17 protein-coding genes and 1 tRNA gene are annotated in these 16526 nt (G+C 73.0%); 7 read left to right on the top strand and 11 right to left on the bottom strand.

The window, feature by feature from the left end; translation table 11 throughout:
• The first annotated feature begins 15 nt into the window (after positions 1-15).
• The 4 genes from SGUI_RS00550 to SGUI_RS00535 all read left to right on the top strand — a co-directional run bounded on the left by SGUI_RS00550 (position 16) and on the right by SGUI_RS00535 (position 3388).
• The gene (locus SGUI_RS00550) at positions 16-789 is read left to right on the top strand and encodes an amino acid ABC transporter ATP-binding protein (RefSeq protein WP_066634904.1); all 774 of its coding nucleotides are present in this window, start codon (positions 16-18) and stop codon (positions 787-789) included.
• 34 nt (positions 790-823) lie between these two features.
• Positions 824-1702, top strand: a complete 879-nt coding sequence (locus SGUI_RS00545; RefSeq protein ID WP_066634902.1) for a glutamate ABC transporter substrate-binding protein — start codon at positions 824-826, stop codon at positions 1700-1702.
• 79 nt (positions 1703-1781) lie between these two features.
• Positions 1782-2465, top strand: a complete 684-nt coding sequence (locus tag SGUI_RS00540) for an amino acid ABC transporter permease (protein ID WP_066634899.1) — start codon at positions 1782-1784, stop codon at positions 2463-2465.
• Positions 2462-3388, top strand: a complete 927-nt coding sequence (locus tag SGUI_RS00535) for an amino acid ABC transporter permease (protein WP_066634897.1) — start codon at positions 2462-2464, stop codon at positions 3386-3388. The genes SGUI_RS00540 and SGUI_RS00535 overlap by 4 nt, the downstream gene beginning before the upstream one ends.
• A gap of 53 nt (positions 3389-3441) precedes the next feature.
• Here the strand turns inward: SGUI_RS00535 and SGUI_RS00530 are convergent.
• The 3 genes from SGUI_RS00530 to dnaG all read right to left on the bottom strand — a co-directional run bounded on the left by SGUI_RS00530 (position 3442) and on the right by dnaG (position 6089).
• Positions 3442-3514 (bottom strand) — tRNA-Asn (locus tag SGUI_RS00530).
• 65 nt (positions 3515-3579) lie between these two features.
• Complete coding sequence (locus SGUI_RS00525) at positions 3580-4149, bottom strand: hypothetical protein (RefSeq protein ID WP_066634894.1); 570 nt, start codon at positions 4147-4149, stop codon at positions 3580-3582.
• 5 nt (positions 4150-4154) lie between these two features.
• Positions 4155-6089 (bottom strand): DNA primase, encoded by a 1935-nt coding sequence (gene dnaG / locus SGUI_RS00520; protein ID WP_066634892.1) that lies wholly within the window; start codon positions 6087-6089, stop codon positions 4155-4157.
• A gap of 181 nt (positions 6090-6270) precedes the next feature.
• Here dnaG and SGUI_RS00515 point away from each other — a divergent pair, with 181 nt between their 5' ends.
• The gene (locus SGUI_RS00515) at positions 6271-7809 is read left to right on the top strand and encodes an MDR family MFS transporter (protein WP_237141411.1); all 1539 of its coding nucleotides are present in this window, start codon (positions 6271-6273) and stop codon (positions 7807-7809) included.
• A gap of 4 nt (positions 7810-7813) precedes the next feature.
• Positions 7814-8776, top strand: coding sequence for a non-homologous end-joining DNA ligase (gene ligD, locus SGUI_RS00510; RefSeq protein WP_066634891.1), 963 nt, complete (start codon positions 7814-7816; stop codon positions 8774-8776).
• Between the two features lie 143 nt (positions 8777-8919).
• Here ligD and SGUI_RS00505 read toward each other — a convergent pair whose 3' ends face one another.
• Positions 8920-10416 (bottom strand): AMIN-like domain-containing (lipo)protein, encoded by a 1497-nt coding sequence (locus SGUI_RS00505; RefSeq protein ID WP_066634886.1) that lies wholly within the window; start codon positions 10414-10416, stop codon positions 8920-8922.
• Positions 10413-10922 (bottom strand): SigE family RNA polymerase sigma factor, encoded by a 510-nt coding sequence (locus tag SGUI_RS00500; RefSeq protein ID WP_066634883.1) that lies wholly within the window; start codon positions 10920-10922, stop codon positions 10413-10415. The genes SGUI_RS00505 and SGUI_RS00500 overlap by 4 nt, the downstream gene beginning before the upstream one ends.
• A gap of 108 nt (positions 10923-11030) precedes the next feature.
• Between SGUI_RS00500 and SGUI_RS00495 the strand changes: the two genes are divergently transcribed.
• Positions 11031-12275 (top strand): glucose-1-phosphate adenylyltransferase family protein, encoded by a 1245-nt coding sequence (locus tag SGUI_RS00495; RefSeq protein ID WP_157621681.1) that lies wholly within the window; start codon positions 11031-11033, stop codon positions 12273-12275.
• Positions 12276-12291: 16 nt separating this feature from the next.
• Here the strand turns inward: SGUI_RS00495 and SGUI_RS00490 are convergent, their stop codons facing one another.
• The 6 genes from SGUI_RS00490 to SGUI_RS00465 form a co-directional block, all read right to left on the bottom strand.
• Positions 12292-12573, bottom strand: a complete 282-nt coding sequence (locus tag SGUI_RS00490) for a hypothetical protein (RefSeq protein ID WP_157621680.1) — start codon at positions 12571-12573, stop codon at positions 12292-12294.
• A 111-nt stretch (positions 12574-12684) separates the two neighbouring features.
• On the bottom strand, positions 12685-13404 hold the full coding sequence (locus tag SGUI_RS00485; protein WP_157621679.1) for a phosphotransferase family protein: 720 nt from the start codon (positions 13402-13404) through the stop codon (positions 12685-12687).
• Positions 13401-14420, bottom strand: coding sequence for an NAD(P)H-dependent flavin oxidoreductase (locus SGUI_RS00480; RefSeq protein ID WP_237141410.1), 1020 nt, complete (start codon positions 14418-14420; stop codon positions 13401-13403). The genes SGUI_RS00485 and SGUI_RS00480 overlap by 4 nt, the downstream gene beginning before the upstream one ends.
• Positions 14417-15694, bottom strand: a complete 1278-nt coding sequence (locus tag SGUI_RS00475) for a deoxyguanosinetriphosphate triphosphohydrolase (protein WP_066634869.1) — start codon at positions 15692-15694, stop codon at positions 14417-14419. The genes SGUI_RS00480 and SGUI_RS00475 overlap by 4 nt, the downstream gene beginning before the upstream one ends.
• A gap of 27 nt (positions 15695-15721) precedes the next feature.
• The gene (locus tag SGUI_RS00470) at positions 15722-16252 is read right to left on the bottom strand and encodes a hypothetical protein (protein ID WP_066634867.1); all 531 of its coding nucleotides are present in this window, start codon (positions 16250-16252) and stop codon (positions 15722-15724) included.
• On the bottom strand, positions 16252-16524 hold the full coding sequence (locus SGUI_RS00465) for a DUF2277 domain-containing protein (protein ID WP_066634864.1): 273 nt from the start codon (positions 16522-16524) through the stop codon (positions 16252-16254). Before SGUI_RS00465 ends, SGUI_RS00470 begins: the two co-directional genes overlap by 1 nt.
• Between the last annotated feature and the right edge of the window lie 2 nt (positions 16525-16526).

Genomic DNA, 16526 nt, shown 5'->3' with positions numbered 1-16526 from the left:
CATAGGGTGCGCGACATGACCGACTCCCGTGAGTCGCCCGGCTCCGGCCTGGGCGCACCCCTGGTCGTGCTCAAGGACGTCAACAAGCACTTCGGCGACCTGCACGTGCTCAAGGACATCAACCTCACCGTGCACGAGGGCGAGGTGGTCGTCGTCATCGGGCCCTCCGGGTCCGGCAAGTCGACGCTGTGCCGCACCATCAACCGGCTCGAGTCCTACGAGTCCGGCACGATCACCATCCACGACGACGAGCTGCCCAGCGAGGGCAAGGCGCTGGCCAAGCTGCGGGCCGACGTGGGCATGGTCTTCCAGAGCTTCAACCTCTTCAGCCACAAGACGATCCTCGAGAACGTCACCATGGGGCCGATCAAGGTGCGCAAGAAGAAGGCAGCCGAGGCCAGGTCACGCGCCATGGAGCTGCTCAAGCGGGTCGGGGTGGACCACCAGGCGGACAAGTACCCCGCCCAGCTCTCCGGCGGCCAGCAGCAGCGCGTCGCCATCGCGCGCTCGCTGGCCATGGACCCGACCGTCATGCTCTTCGACGAGCCGACCTCGGCGCTGGACCCGGAGATGATCAACGAGGTCCTCGACGTCATGACCCAGCTGGCCAAGTCCGGCATGACGATGATCGTCGTCACCCACGAGATGGGCTTCGCCCGCAAGGCCGCCGACCGGGTGGTCTTCATGTCCGACGGCGCCATCGTCGAGGAGAACACCCCCGAGGAGTTCTTCACCAACGCCCAGTCCGAGCGTGCCAAGGACTTCCTCGGCAAGATCCTGACCCACTGAAACCTGACACCGGAAACCACGACAGGAGCACCACATGCGTTCCACCACCTTCAAGATCGCGGCCCTGGCAGCGGCCACCACGCTCACCCTCGCCGCCTGCGGTGGTGGCGAGAGCACCGACTCCGGATCCGGCGGCGGCGACGACGCGGGGGCCAGCGAGGAGGCCGGCGGGGACGAGGGCGGCGACATGATCACCATCGGCATCAAGTACGACCAGCCGGGCCTCGGGCTCAACACCGATGGCAACCCGACGGGCATGGACGTCGACGTGGCCAAGGCGGTCGCCGAGGGCCTGGGCTACACCGAGGACCAGATCGAGTGGACCGAGGCCATCTCCAGCGCCCGCGAGGACCTGCTGGAGTCCAACCAGGTCGACATGATCGTCGCGACCTACTCCATCACCGACGAGCGCAAGGAGCGGGTGCAGTTCGCCGGGCCGTACTTCGTCGCCGGCCAGGACCTGCTGGTGCCCGTCGACAGCGACATCCAGGGCCCGGACTCGATGGGCGACGCGATCCTGTGCTCGGTGACCGGGTCGACCTCCGCCGAGCGGGTGCGGGACGAGTACGGCGTGGCGCTGCAGGAGTACGGCAGCTACTCCGAGTGCATGGAGGCGATGGCCTCCGGGCAGATCGGTGCGCTGACGACGGACGACACGATCCTCGCCGGCTTCGCGGCCCAGGACGAGTACTCCGGCCAGTTCAAGGTCGTCGGCAACACCTTCTCCGAGGAGAACTACGGAGTGGGTCTCAACATGGAGTCCGACAACTGCGAGGAGATCAACGAGATCCTCCAGGGGCTGTGGGACGACGGCACGATGGAGCAGATCATCGAGGACAACCTCGGCGCCGCGGACTACACCCCGAACGCCGACCTCAACCCGCCCGCCGAGATCGGTGGGAACTGCGCCTGATCGCAGGCGAACCGTCCTGACGCGCCGGGGCCCCGCCCGGGCCCTGGCGCGTCCCTCACCCGTGGAGGGAGAGTGACCCGTGCTTGAGCTGATCGAGCAGTTCGACGTGCTGGGGGCGTTCTGGCTCAACATCAGGCTGGCCGCCGTGTCCTTCGTCCTGGCACTCCTGCTGGGCACGGTGGTGGCGATCCTGCGTCTCGCGCCGGTCCGGGTGCTGAACTGGTTCGGTGCGACCTATGTCACCCTGCTGCGCAACACGCCGCTGACCCTCATCATCCTCTTCACCAACCTGGGCCTGTGGCTGCAGCTGGGGGTCGAGCTCGCCTCCCGCGAGGACAACCCCAACTTCCTCATCCAGAACAACTTCCGGCTCGCGGTGCTGGGCCTCACGGTCTACCACGCCGCCTTCATCTGCGAGGCGATCCGCTCCGGCGTCAACACCATCCCCGTGGGGCAGAGCGAGGCCGCCCGGTCGATCGGGCTGGGCTTCGGCCAGAGCCTGCGCGAGGTGATTCTGCCGCAGGCCTTCCGGGGTGCGATCACCCCCATCGGCAACGTGCTCATCGCACTCATCAAGAACACCACCGTCGCCGTCGCCATCGGCAACCGCGAGGTCGCCTACGCGATGCGCAACATGATGGAGTTCCGCCCCGACGCCGGGATCTTCATCTTCCTCGTCGTCGCCATCGGCTTCGTCATCCTCACCCTGCCGGTCGGGATCGGCACGAGCTGGCTCTCGGCGAAGCTGGCGGTGAAGCGATGAGCGCGCAGCAGGTCCTCTTCGACATCCCCGGTCCCAAGGCACGGGCCCGGCACCTCGTCTACGGCGTCGTCGGGTCCCTCGCCATCCTCGGCCTGCTGGCCCTCGCGGCGATGCGGCTGGCCGAGCGCGGCCAGTTCGAGGCGGCCAAGTGGACGCCCTTCCTCGAGCCCGGCACCTGGACCTTCTACCTCATCCCCGGCCTGCAGGCCACGCTCACGGCGGCGCTGGTCTCGGTCGTGCTGTCGATGCTCATAGGGGTCGGCCTGGCCATGCTGCGGATGTCCGACCTGGCGCCGGTGCGCTGGGCCAGCGGTGTCTTCGTCGAGTTCTTCCGCGCCGTGCCGGTGCTCATCATGATGATCTTCGCCTGGCAGATGCTGGTGAAGAACTCCGCGATGGTGGCGCTCATGGACACCCTCGGGCTGACCGGCGCCAACGCGACCTTCATCGCCGTCGTCACCGGCCTGGTCCTCTACAACAGCTCGGTCATCTGCGAGGTGGTCCGCAGCGGTGTCGGGTCGTTGCCCGGTGGTCAGCGGGAAGCCGGCCTGTCCGTCGGTCTGTCGCCGGCGCAGGTGCGTCGCTCCATCCTCGTGCCGCAGGCCCTGACCGCCATGCTGCCGGCGCTCGTCAGCCAGATCGTCGTCATCACCAAGGACACCGCGCTCGGCTACGTCATCACCTACCCCGAGGTGGTGAGCCGGGCCCGCCAGCTCGGGTCGGCCGACGCCAACATCCTCGTCGTCTACCTCGTCGTGGCCGTGATCTTCATCATCGTCAACTACGCCATCACCAAGCTGGCGGAGTGGATCGAGGGCCGCAACCGGCGCAAGCGCCGTGGCACGCCGGGCGGTGAAGAGACCGAGAGCAAGGTCGCCGCCGCCCAGGGCGCGGCGATGGCCGAGCAGGCGAGGAACACGTAGCCGCCCTACACAGAGGCAGAGGCCCGGAGCGATGCTCCGGGCCCCTTCTGTTGCTCCCCCGACTGGACTCGAACCAGTAACCTGCCGGTTAACAGCCGGCTGCTCTGCCAATTGAGCTACAGGGGATCGTGCAGCGGAAACTCTAGCAAGACCAGCCCCGGGCACCGAAATCCCCGGGGTCGACCCGCGGGTCAGCCGGGTGGGACGGGCGGCAGTCCGACCTGATCGCGCAGCTCGACGCGGGCGGACCAGACCGCCGCCGCCAGCTCCGGGTCGGCCTCGTCGGCCCCCCTACCCCAGAGCACCTGCTCCACGAGCTCACGCGTCGGCAGGACCTTGCGGATCGTGACCCGGGCGCTGTGCCGCGGCCCCAGGTCGACCGCCCGCAGCAGCACGACGCTGGCCGAGGTCCGCTCCCGGAAGACCTGCGGGACCATCCCCGGACCGGTGCGCCGCTGCAGCACCCACTGCCGGCCACCCAGCCGGTCGACGAAGGCCACGCTCAGCGCCCACAGGTCCGGGTCCCAGGCGCCGGTGTCGACCTCGTGCCAGGGCCGCTCGAGCAGCACCTCGCCCCCCTCGGCGACCTCCAGCAGCCGGTAGGTCGTGAGCACCAGCCACGAGCCGTGGGCGTCCTCCTGGGCGCTGGCCAGGACCTGCTCGCGCGCGGCGAGGTCGGGCCTCACCTGCGCCGGCAGGTCGCTCGGCGACCGCTCGGGTCGCGGAGTCTCCCCGATCGTCCGGGTGCGCCAGAACCGCACGTCTCTCACTCCATCCTGGCCCGCAGCCGGGCCCGTTCGCGGTGCAGCTCCATGAGCCGCTCGTCCAGGGCTCGCTTGTCCGGGCTGCCCTCCGGCGCCCGCGACTGCTGCCCGAGCAGGTCGGACACCTCCTGCTCCACCCCCGCCAGCCGCACCCGCAGCACCAGCCAGTCCACGAAGGCCTCGCGCGGCATACCGCTCTGCGGATCGAGCCGGTCCGGGAGTGCGGCGACCGAGAGCTCGTGCACGAGCGGGTGCACCGGCGGCGGGGTGCCGGCGAGCACCGCCTCGACCCAGGAGCGGGCGCTACGGCCGGCCGCGCCCTGCACGCCGCCGGCCTCGCGCATCGCGTGCCAGATCGCCCGGTGCATGGGCGCGCGCAGCGCCTCCGGCCCGAGCTCGTCCATGTCCTCGGCGACGATCGCCAGGGGATACTGCAGTGCCACCTGCACCAGGTGCCGCTCGGCCACCTGCACCGGGTCGCGCAGGTCCGGCTGCGGCAGCGAGGGCTGCTCCGGCGCGTCCTGGGCCGCGGCGTCGGCAGCAGGGGCGCGCGGCGCCGTCGGTGCGGGCCGGCTCTGCGCCCGGTGCACCTCGGTGGCGAGCACGTCGGGGTCGACGCCCATCCAGCCGGACACGTCCCGGACGACCTCCGGGCGCAGCGTGCGGTCCCGGATCTGGGCCAGGATCGGGGCCACCGCCCGCATCGCCTGCACCCGCTGGGCCGCCTCGGACAGGTCGTAGGGGGCGAGCGTGGTCCGGACCGCGAACTCGAAGAGCGGCGTCGCCGACGCGACCAGCTCCCGGACCGCCCGGCCCCGCTCCTCCCCCTGCTCGTCCTTCGTCGCGATCCACAGGTCGTTGGGGTCCTGCCCGTCGGCGGCGACGGCGACGTAGGACTGGGCCGCCCAGCGCTGGTCCTGCTCGAAGGCCTTCATCGCCGCCTTCTGGCCCGCGGCGTCGCCGTCGAAGGTGAAGATGACCTTCGCCGGCGCCCTCCCCGCCTCGTCCCGCAGGATACGCCGCAGGATCGAGATGTGGTCGCTGCCGAAGGCGGTGCCGCAGGTCGCGACGGCGGTCTCGACCCCGGACAGGTGGGCCGCCATGACGTCGGTGTAGCCCTCCACCACCACCGCCGTCCGCTCGGTGGCGATCGGCTTCTTGGCCAGGTCGAGGCCGTAGAGCACGCCCGTCTTCTTGTAGATCGGCGTCTCGGAGGTGTTGAGGTACTTCGCCGGGCTCCAGTCGTCGTCGTAGAGCCGGCGCGCGCCGAACCCGACGGTGTCGCCGGTGATCGCCCGGATCGGCCACAGCACCCTGCCCTGGAAGCGGTCGGACAGACCCCTCCCCCTGCGGTTCGCCAGGCCGCCGAGCACGAGCTCCTCCTCGGTGAACCCGCGCGAACGCAGGTGGGACACGAGCGCGGTGCCCTCGCGGGGGGCATACCCGACCATGAAGCGGGCGGCGTGCTCCCCGGTGAAACCCTTGTCGCGCAGGAAGTCCCGGCCCTTGCGTCCCTCGCCGGAACGCAGCAGCGCCTCGTGGTAGAACTCCTCGGCGACCCGGTGCGCCTCCATGAGCCGGGTGCGCTGCCCGACCGGCGCCTGCTCGCCCCGGCCGCGCCCGCCGATACCGGTCTCCTCGTAGCGCAGGGTGATCCCGAGCTTGTCCGCGAGCCGCTCGACCGCCTCGGTGAAGGTCAGGTGGTCGATCTCCATGAGGAAGGAGATGACGTCGCCGCCCACGCCGCACCCGAAGCAGTGGTAGCTGCCGAGCGCGGTCCTGATCTGGAAGGACGGGGTCTTCTCGTCGTGGAAGGGGCACAGGCCCTTCATCGCGCCCACGCCCGCGGTGCGCAGCGTCACGTGCTCGCGCACGACCTCCTCGATGGAGGCGCGCTCCTTGACCGCCTTGACGTCCTCGTCCTTGATCCGCGGCACGCGCACCTCCTTCCACTCCTCGTCCTGCCGAGTCTAGGTCGCCGCGGCACCCGGCCCGGGGTCGGCCGACAAACCTGGGGACGAGCGGCGCCGACGCCTCCTAGGATGGAATCCCCGTGCCGGACGATGAGTTGACCCGACCACGGCTGTCCCAACCCCCATGACCCGTGAGGAGATCCCTGTGTCTGCGTCCGTCGAGGCCCCGCGCACGCTCAGCGACGACGCCGACGGCAACGACGACGCGCGGGTGCGGCTCGTGCTGCGGGTGCTCACCGCCGCCGCCTTCGTGGTCATCCTCAACGAGACGCTCATGCTCAACGCGCTGCCGCCGCTCATGGCGGCCTTCGGGGTCGACGCCGGCGCCGGTCAGTGGCTCACGACCGGCTTCATGCTGACCATGGCGGTCGTCATCCCGATGACCGGGTGGCTGCTCAAGCGGCTGTCGATCCGCTCGGCCTTCGTGCTGGCGATGAGCGTCTTCATCGTCGGCACTGCCACCGCCGCCTTCGCGCCCACCTTCTCGGTCCTGCTGGTCGGCCGGGTGATCCAGGCCAGCGGCACCGCCGTGATGATGCCGCTGCTCATGACCACGATCATGACGATGGTGCCCAAGGAGCGCCGCGGCAGCGTCATGGGCAACCTCACGCTGGCGATCTCGGTGGCCCCGGCGATGGGCCCACCGGTCTCCGGCCTCATCCTGCAGTTCGCCTCCTGGCGCTGGCTCTTCCTGCTCGTCCTGCCCATCGCCGCGGCGATGCTCCTCGGCGGCGCCCGGCTGCTGCGGGGCAGCGAGCCCGGCGAGGAGGCACGCCTCGACGTCATCAGCGCGCTGCTCACCGCCCTCGGCTTCGGCGGCCTGGTCTACGGCCTGAGCGCGCTCGGCGAGGGTGCCGCCGGCCCGGTCGGCCCCGGCACCTCCCTGGGCGTCGCCGGCGTCGCGCTGGCCCTCTTCGCCTGGCGCCAGCTGCGCCTGGCCCGCCGGGACGAGGCCCTGGTCTTCCTCGACCTGCGCGCGCTGCAGGTGACGCGGTATGTCGTGCCCCTGGCCCTCATGTGCCTCGCCTTCATGGCGCTCATCGGGGCGATGCTGCTGCTGCCGATCCTGCTGCAGGAGGTGCGCGGCTTCAGCACGCTGGCCTCCGGCCTCATGCTCATGCCCGGTGGTCTCGCGATGGGGCTGCTGGGCCCGACGGTCGGACGGCTCTACGACCGCGTCGGGCCGCGACCGCTGGTCGTCCCCGGCGGGATCGGCCTGGTGGCCGGCATGTCCGGGATGGCGATGCTCGCCACGCAGGTGCCGTGGTGGGGGCTGGTGTCCCTGCACGTCCTGGTGAGCCTGTCCCTGGCCTTCCTCTTCACCCCCTGCTTCACCGCGGGCCTCGGCGCCCTGCCCAACCGGCTCTACAGCCACGGCAGCGCGATGCTGGGCACCGGGCAGCAGGTCTCCGCCGCGGCCGGCACGGCGCTGGTGGTGACTGTCATGGAGACCCGCGCCTACCAGCTGGGCCAGGGTGGGCTCCCCGAGCTCGAGGCCCTCTCCGGGGGAATCGGCGCCGGCCTCGTCGTCGCCACGGCCATCACGGTCGGGGTGCTGGTTCTCGCGCTCTTCGTGCGCGCGCCGCTGCCGGACCAGCCCGAGGACAGCGGGCCCCGGCCGGAGGACGAGCCGCGCGACACCGCCGACGGGACGGGGACGGCATACCCCGAGCCCGTAACCTGAGCCCATGCCCAAGGCGACCAGCCCCGCGACCGAGGTCGAGGTGGGTGGTCGCGCGGTGCGGATCTCCAACCCGGACCGGGTCTACTTCCCCGAGCTCGGGCTGACCAAGCTCGACCTGGCGCACTACTACCTCGCCGTCGGCGAGGGCGTCGTCACCGCGCTGCGGGAGCGGCCGTGCATGATGCACCGCTTCCCCGACGGGATCACCGGCGAGCGGGTCCACCAGAAGCGGCTGCCGCGCGGCGCCCCGGACTGGATGGAGACGGTGCACGTCACCTTCCCGCGGTGGAACCGCACCGCGGACGAGCTGTGCGTCACCGAGCTGGCGCAGGTGATCTGGTCGGTGCAGATGAGCTGCGTGGAGTTCCACCCGTGGAACAGCCGGCGCGGGCACGTGGAGCAGCCGGACGAGTGGCGGATCGACCTCGATCCGGGCGAGGAGTGCGACTTCGCCACCGTGCGCCGCGTCGCCGGTGTGGCCCAGGAGGTGCTGGACGAGCTGGGCGCCACCGGCTGGCCGAAGACCACGGGATCCAAGGGCCTGCACGTCTACGTGCGGATCCCGCCGGAGCACGGCTTCGCCGACGTGCGTCGCGCGGCGCTGGCCTTCGCCCGCGAGGTCGAGCGCCGCACCGACGAGGCGACCACGACGTGGTGGCGCAAGGACCGGGACCCGAGCCAGGTCTTCGTCGACTTCAACCAGAACGCGCGGGACCACACCATCGCGGCGGCCTACTCGGTCCGCGCGACGCCGGACGCCCGGGTGTCCGCGCCGCTGCGGTGGGACGAGGTCGCCGACTGCGAGCCGGGCGACTTCACCGTGCGCACGATGCCGGAGCGGTATGCCGAGCTCGGTGACCTGCACGCCGGGATCGACGACGCCGTCTTCGACCTCGCGCCGCTGCTGGAGTGGGCGCGGCGCGACGAGGCCGCCGGGGCCGAGACCCCCGACGCCCCCGACTCCTGAGTTGCGCTGGGGCCCGGGCATACCCAGGCTGCCCCGGGAGGGATCGGTCCAGCCGCACCCATCCTCACCGCATACCTGGCCCCAGCCGGGGAGGATCGGTCCAGTCGCACCGATCCTCCCCAGGTCGGGGGCAGCCGGAGCGGTCAGGAGGTCGGCGACGAGGTGTCGATGTCGACCACGAGGCGCAGCGGATCGCTGAGGGTGAAGACACGGTATGCGCGTGGCTCGCCGGTCATGCCGACGAAGACCTGGAGCTGGCCCTCGAAGGGCGTGGTGCGGATGACCTCGACGACGGCACCGAGCGAGTGGGTGTCAAGGCCGTAGTCCCCGGCGTCGTAGACCGGGTCCCCCGGCTCCGGGTATGCCATGCCGCCGAGCACGAGCTGCAGCACGCTGTCGCCCGCCACCCCGGCCGGCGCACCCGAACCGGCACGGGTCGGCGAGCCCTCGTAGGACGCCACCCATCCCGGCCCGGTGGACGCCGGGGTGCCGGTGAGGTCCACGACGACGCGGTCGAAGCCCTCGTGCCGGCCGGCGCGGAGCTCGGGCGCGAAGAGCTGGCCCCCGCCCACCACGCCTCCCCCACCCTCGGACCGGACGGCGGGCTCGGTCCACGGCAGGTCGGGTCCTTCCCCGGAGCCCGGGTCGACCCCGGTCCCGGGATCCACGATGGGCGGCTGCGGCTCGGGCTCCTCCTCGACCGGTGCGGGGGACGGCTCCTGCGCCTCAGGGTCCTCGGCCGGCTCCGGCTCGGGGTCCGACACCGGGGATGCTGGCTCGTCCGCCACCGGGGGCTCCGGCTCGGCCGTGGAGGGCTCCTCGGCGCTCGCCGAGGGAACCGTGGGCAGGGGACCTGCCGCGGTCGGCTGCGGCGAGGTCTGCGCGTCACGAGCAGGCGTCGTGGCGGTCGGCTCCGTGGCCGTCAGCTGGGCTGGAGGGGTCTGCGCGGCGATCGGCTCGTCGGTGGTGGGCACCACGACGGTCAGCAGCAGCAACCCCGACCCCTCGTCCCCGAGACGGTGGACCGAGCCACCACCCGCGAGCGCCTCCATCCAGAAGTCCTCCGCCCGCTGGACCTCGGCCGAGCACCCGATGTCGGTGGTCGTGAGCTCCTGCGGTGCGAAGGCGCCGTCCGGCTCGAGGTCCAGGCTCCCCTGCGCGGTGGCCTCGCCGCACCCGTCAACGGTGATTCCCCACCCGCCGCCGACGGCCGGGAACGACAGCTCGGTCGGCACGTCCGCGCCGACGATCGCGCCGCTGTCGCCGCCGCGCCACAGCTCCTCCTGCAGGTCCCAGCCGGTGCCGACGAGCTCGTCGGCGTCCACCGGGGTCACCGCCGAGCCCGAGGCGGGGTCGGCGCCGGGGTCCGAGCCGACCTCGGCGAAGACGAAGGTGGTGCCGCCCCGGGGGAACTCGGCGGCCACGCCGTCGGTCCCGTCGCCGCCGCCGAGGAAGCCGGTCTGCCACACCAGCACGGCCGCGGCGAGGGTCGCGGCACCGCTGCCGACGGCGCCGCCGACCCGCTTCCGGGTGCGACGGCGGCGGCCGGCGCCCCAGGCCTCGTCGGGAGCGAGGCGCTCGTCGCGCCCGACCCTCGACGCGCCCTCGAGCAGCGCGCGGACCTCCTGCTCCTCGCTCATCCCAGGCTCTCCTTCTGCTCCATCGCGCCGAGCCCCTGGCTGCCCAGCTCCTCGCGCAGCCGGGCGATCGCATGGTGCGACAGGCTCTTCACGGTGCCGGGTCGCACACCCATCACCTCGGCCGTCTGCGCCTCGGTGAGGTCCTCGAAGTAGCGCAGCACGAGGGCCGCCCGCTGCCGGGGCGGCAGGGTCCGCAGCGCGGCGTGCACCTCGTCGTCCCGCGCCCGGTCCTCCGCGCCGTCCGGTATGCCGCGCTCCGGCATACGCTCCACCGCCACCTCCCGACGGGTCTTGCGCCACCAGGACACCCGCTTGCGGTAGATGACGCGACGCACGAAGCCGTCCGGGTTGTCGACGCTTTCCCACTTCTCGGCAAGGGCGATGAAGGCCTCCTGCAGCAGGTCCTCGGCGAGGTCGACGTCGCCGCAGAGCAGGTAGGCGGCACGGCGCAGCCGCGGCCCTCGGGCCGTGACGAACTCGCTGTAGGCAGGATCCGCCGTCAGCACCGGGGCCTCCTCTCGTGGTCCGTACCAGGATGTCGCACGAGACGGCGGAATGGTTCAGGTCGAGTGCTCCGGCTCGCCCGCCCGGCGCCGGGCACGTACGGTCGAGCGGTGAGCACGCTCCCGGCGGACCTGAGGGTCCTCGCCATCGTCCAGGCCGGTGGCCAGGGCAGCCGGATGGACGTGCTCACCCGGGAGCGGGCCAAGCCCGCCCTCCCCTTCGCGGCCAGCCACGCGCTGGTCGACTTCCCCCTCTCCGCACTCGCCGCCGCGGGGATCAGCGACGTGTGGGTCTCGGTGCAGTTCCAGTCCAGCTCCCTCGACAGCTACCTCGCCGGAGGTCGACCGTGGGACCTCGACCGCACGCGCGGCGGCTTCCGGCGGGTGACCCCTGAGGAGGGGTCCGGGACCGCGCACGAGGACGGCTTCAGCCATGGGAACGCCGACGGGCTCTTCCGGATGCGCGAGGCGATCCGGCTCGAGGACCCGGACGTCCTGCTCGTCCTGTCCGCCGACCACATCTTCAGCCTCGACCTGCGCGCGGTGATGGCCGAGCACCTGGAGCGCGAGGCGGAGTGCACCCTGGTGACCGCGCAGATCGGCCGGCAGGAGGCGCGGCACAAGATGGTGGTCGCGCACGATCGGCGAGGACGGGTGACGGAGGTCTGGAACAAGCCGAGCAGGCCCCGGTACGGCACCGTGGCCACCGAGATCTTCCTCTACCGCCCGGACGTGCTGCTCGAGGAGCTCGACCGCCTGCGTCGCGAGCTGAACCGCACCGGCGAGGACACGCACGACACCGGGCTCGGTGACTTCGGCGAGCACCTGGTGCCGGCTCTCGTCCGACGGGGACGGGTGTATGCCGCACCGATGACGGGGTACTGGAAGGACGTGGGCCGACCACAGGCATACCTCCAGGCCCACCGCGACCTGCTGGCCGGCAAGGTCGACGTCTTCGACCATCCCGACCGGCCCGTGCTCGGGCCGGCCATCCCAGGCGTGCCCGGCTGGGTCGGCGAGGACGGTGAGCTGGTCGACGCCATGATCGGTTCGGGCTCGCGGGTCCGGGGGCGGGTGGTCCGCTCGGTCCTCGGCCCGGACGTCGAGGTCCAGCGGGGCGCGGTCGTCGAGGACAGCGTGCTGCTGTCCGAGGTCGTCGTCGAGGCGCACGCGACGGTGCGCTCGGCGATCGTGGACCGAGGGGTATGGATCGGCCGGGACGCCGTGGTCGGCGCGGCACCACCCGGGACCCGGGTCACCGATGCCGCGATCGCGCTCATCGGTCAGGACAGCCGCGTCGGCCGGGGCACGACCGTCCCTCCCGGCGCCCGGCTGGAGCCGGGCAGCACGACCTGACCCGGGTCGAGACAGCTCACGAGGGTGCCGGCCGCTCCTGGAAGGCGGGGTAACCAGGAAGGTCGAGGGCGCTGCCCGACCACGACCTCCGCGCCCACCCGCTGGCCTCCTCGCACAGGGCAGCGACGTCCGGCAGCTCCTCGGCGCACTCGCGCACCACCCAGCCCCACCGGTGCAGCAGCAGCGCCCGGAACGCCGGCCCGACCCTGCCCTCCGGGGCCATCGTGCGGTCGGCCACGGCGCCGTCGAGCAGCCAGAGGCCCCCGGCGAGCACCCAGAGGGCCACCGCGGCACGCACCTGCCGCGGCCACCGGGGGTCGGCGGCGAGGCCGGGCAGGACCTGATCTGCCGCGTCGGTGAAGGCGGCAAGCGTGGCGTCGGTCAGCCCGGCAGGTGGGGTGAAGACGCATCAGCAGGTGCTGAACGGCTCGGCGGCGTAGGCCGCGTCGAACGCGAGGTGGCGCACCCCGGCGCCCTCCAGGTCCAGCAGCCGGATGCCGGTCGGGCTGACCACGGCGTTGTCGGGACAGGCGTCGCCGGGTCCGAGCACGCGCCGACCGGTGTCGTGCTGCAGCTGGTCGACGACATCCCTGGCCTGCGCCGCCGCCGCCCTGCCCGACCGGAGGCCCGCCACCTCGACCAGCCGGTCCACCCCGCGGCGCGGGAGGTCCACCTGCCACGCCCGGTCCTCCGCGAGGAGCTCGGTGCCGAGACCCCGCCGGGCCTGCTCCAGGGCGTCGCGGTCGGCCACCACGGACCCTCCGAGGACTCCGGCCCAGGTGACGGTATGCCGCCAGGCGGTCTCCCCGTCCGCCCTCAGCAGGACGTCGGCCAGCGTCGGGTGGGCACCGAGGTCCTCCATGACCAGGACCTGCGCCTCTTCGTCCGTCGCGAGCAGGCGGGGCGTGCCCCTCAGGTGACGCAACCCGGTGACCTCGCGGCGCCACCCCATGGCCGCCCGCCGACCCTCCGGCTGGGGCAGGAAGCGCTTCACCACCACCGAGCTGCCCCAGTCCTCCGGCCCGCTCAGCACCTCGCGCCGGTGGACCATCGATCGGCCCGACCCTCCCAACGGGACTCCCGCACCGAGGCGGGCACCGGGCGGCAGGACCGCCCGCAGGTCGCTCACCCGGCCAGCTCCCGGACGATCTCGCCGGCCGGGCGTTCCTGCGCGGCCCGCCAGCCCGAGCCCGCCCACACGTGGATCCGCTCCAGGTCGCCCTGCTCCGCAGCGGCCTTCCGCAGCGGCTTGGTGAGCTGGTCGACGACCGGGAAGGCGGCGGGGGCGTCGGCATACTCCCGGGTCCAGCCGTTGGCCACGGCACCGGCGACCCGTCCGCTGAAGGCGCGCGTCAGCACCCGCTCGGTATGCCGTGGGCTGCGCAGCGCGGCGCGGTAGGTCCGCGACGCGCCGGACTCGGGCGCCAGCAGGAGCGCCGTGCCGACCTGCACCCCGGCCGCCCCGGCCCCGAAGGCCCGGCGCACGTCCCCCGGCGTCGTCACGCCACCGGCGACGACCAGCGGCACGCCGACCTGCGGCAGCACGGTCTCCAGCAGGCCGAGGTGGTCGACCGGCTCGGGCGCGGCCGACGGGTCGTGCGTGCCGCGGTGCCCACCGGCCTCCATCCCCTGGAGCACGACGACATCGGCGCCGGTCTCCGCCGCCGCGAGCGCCTCCGGGACGCTCGTCGCCGTGAGGTGCACCTCGCAGCCCGCTGCCTTCCACCGGTCCACGACAGCGGCCCCAGGGATACCGAAGGTGCACGAGACGACGGGCGGCGCCAGCGTCTCCACGAGGTGCACCTTGGCGTCCCAGTGGTCGGTGTCGTACCAGCTGGGCCGGCCGACCTCGGTGCCGAGGGCGGCGGCCTCCCCCGCGATGCGACCGGCGAAGTCCTCGACCGCCGGCTCGAGGGCAGCGCGGTCGAGCGGTCGTGGCACGAAGAGGTTGATCCCGAAGGGCCGGTCGGTGAGGTCGCGGACGTGCACGAGGTCGGCGGCCACCTGCTCGGGCGTCCGGTAGCCGGCGGCCAGCATCCCCAGGCCACCGGCGTCGCTCGCCGCGGCGGCGAGCAGGGGGTTGGACACCCCGCCCGCCATCGGCGCGCCCACGACGGGCAGCACCAGCGACCCCAGCAGGCTCACGCGCCCTCCTCCACCCGTCGGTGGATCGCCAGCGCCCGGGCGTCGGACAGGCTCGCCACCTGGTCGACCACCGCCCGCAGGCGCACCCGGTCGTCACCGGCCTGCTCGGCGGCCCGCACCGTCTCGGCGTGCAGCGGATCCATCCGTGCCGGGTCCGCGCCGAAGAACTCGACCAGCTCGGCGATCACCCGGTGCTGGAGCTCGAGGCTCGAGCGGCGCTCGTCGCTGAGCATGACGAAGTGGGCCGCCACCGCCTTGAGCGCCGCGGCCTGCGCCCTCACCCCGTCGGGGACGACGAGGTCGGCGGCGTACCGGGTGAGCCTGCCCGGCCCGTGCCGCTCCCGCGTCGCCAGCTCGACGGTATGCACGAAGTGACCGATGAGCCGCGAGGTCATGTCCTTGAGCGCGGCCAGGTCGGCGCGGGTCCCCACGTGCGTGGTGGGGACCCATCCCGTGCCCAGGACCTGGCCCAGCGCCTCGTCCAGCGCCTCGACCGGCAGGTCCGGGGCATACCAGTCGTGCGCCACCTCCACGACGGCGCGCTGGACCTCGGCCGAGCGCAGGGCCCGCGGGTCGATCCGCCCCGAGGCGATGGCGTCCTCGACGTCGTGCACGCAGTAGGCGACGTCGTCGGACCAGTCCATGACCTGCGCCTCCAGGCAGCGGCGGTGCGGCTGCGCGTCGGGTGCGCCGTCACGGACCCAGGCGAAGACGTCGGCGTCGTCCGGGTAGACCCCGAACTTGCGCTCGGGCGACCCGGGCGGCCCGCCGCCCCGGGTCCAGGGGTACTTCGTGGCGGCGTCCAGGCTGGCCCGGGTGAGGTTCAGCCCGGCCGGGCGGCCGTCGTCGTGGCTGCGCTTGGCCTCCAGCCGGGTGAGCACCCGCAGCGTCTGGGCGTTGCCCTCGAAGCCGCCCGCGTGGGCGGCGATGAGGTCCAGCGCCGCCTCGCCGTTGTGCCCGAAGGGCGGGTGCCCGATGTCGTGCGCCAGGCAGGCGGTGTCGACGACGTCGGCGTCGCAGCCGAGCGCGGCCCCGAACTCCCGCCCGATCTGCGCCACCTCGAGGGAGTGCGTGAGCCGGTTGCGGACGAAGTCGTCGCTCGTGGGCGAGACCACCTGGGTGGTCGCGGCGAGCCGGCGCAGCGCGGCCGAGTGCAGCACCCGGGCGCGGTCACGCGCGAAGTCCTGCCGGTCCGACCGCTTCTGCGCCGGGTCCTCGGCGACCCACCGCTCCCGGTCGTGCGCGGCATAACCGCCCTGGTCCTCGCTGCTCACCCCGGCAGCGTATGCCGTGCCCTCGCCTCAGCCGCGCGGCCGCCCCGTCCCGACCCCGGCGCCCGCCTCCAGCCCGCGCCGCCCGGTGATCGCGGCACCCAGCGAGCGCACACCGCGGGCCAGCACCGGACCCAGCGGCCGGGTCGGCACGTCGACGTAGCCGCCGCGCTCCAGCCCGGCCCCGCGCTCGAAGAGGCTGCGCGCCGCCCGGTCCCCCGTGCGCAGCCAGGACCAGCCCATCGAGGCGACGTAGAGCGGCAGGAACGGCAGCCCCAGGCAGAGCGCCCACTGGCGGCTGTGGGTCAGCTCGTGGTCGAGCAACCCGGGCCGCAGCGCCCGCAGCCGGTCGAGGTCGTGCCGGCTGATGACCACGTCGCCGACGGTGAAGGCGCTGGCCACGGGGAAGGACCAGCGGTAGTGGTCAGCCAGGTAGCAGCGGGACGGGCCCCGCCGGACCCGTGCGCCACCGGCGGCTGCGATCCCGAGACCGAGCGGGGTGGAGAGGTTGACCCAGTTGGCCAGGTGCCGGACCCGGTCCGCGTCAGCCCCGAGGGCCATCAGGCCGAGGCGTAGCGCTTGGCGGCGCGGGCGCGCGCCTTGGCCGCCTCCTCGTCCCGGTCCTTGGGCGGAGCCGACGTGACCAGGGAGTCGAGCAGGTCCTGCGTCGCGGCGGCGATGGCGGCGACCGCCGTGGCGTAGGCCTGCTCGTTGGCCTGCGAGGGCTTGCTCGCCCCGCCGACCTTGCGGACGTACTGCAGCGCGGCGGCCTGCACCTCGGAGCGGGTGGCGGGCGGCGCGAAGTTGTTGAGCGGTCGGATGTTGCGGCACATGC

The organism is Serinicoccus hydrothermalis (assembly GCF_001685415.1).
GTDB lineage: Bacteria > Actinomycetota > Actinomycetes > Actinomycetales > Dermatophilaceae > Ornithinicoccus > Ornithinicoccus hydrothermalis.
This window is presented reverse-complemented; position numbering and strand designations above follow the sequence as displayed.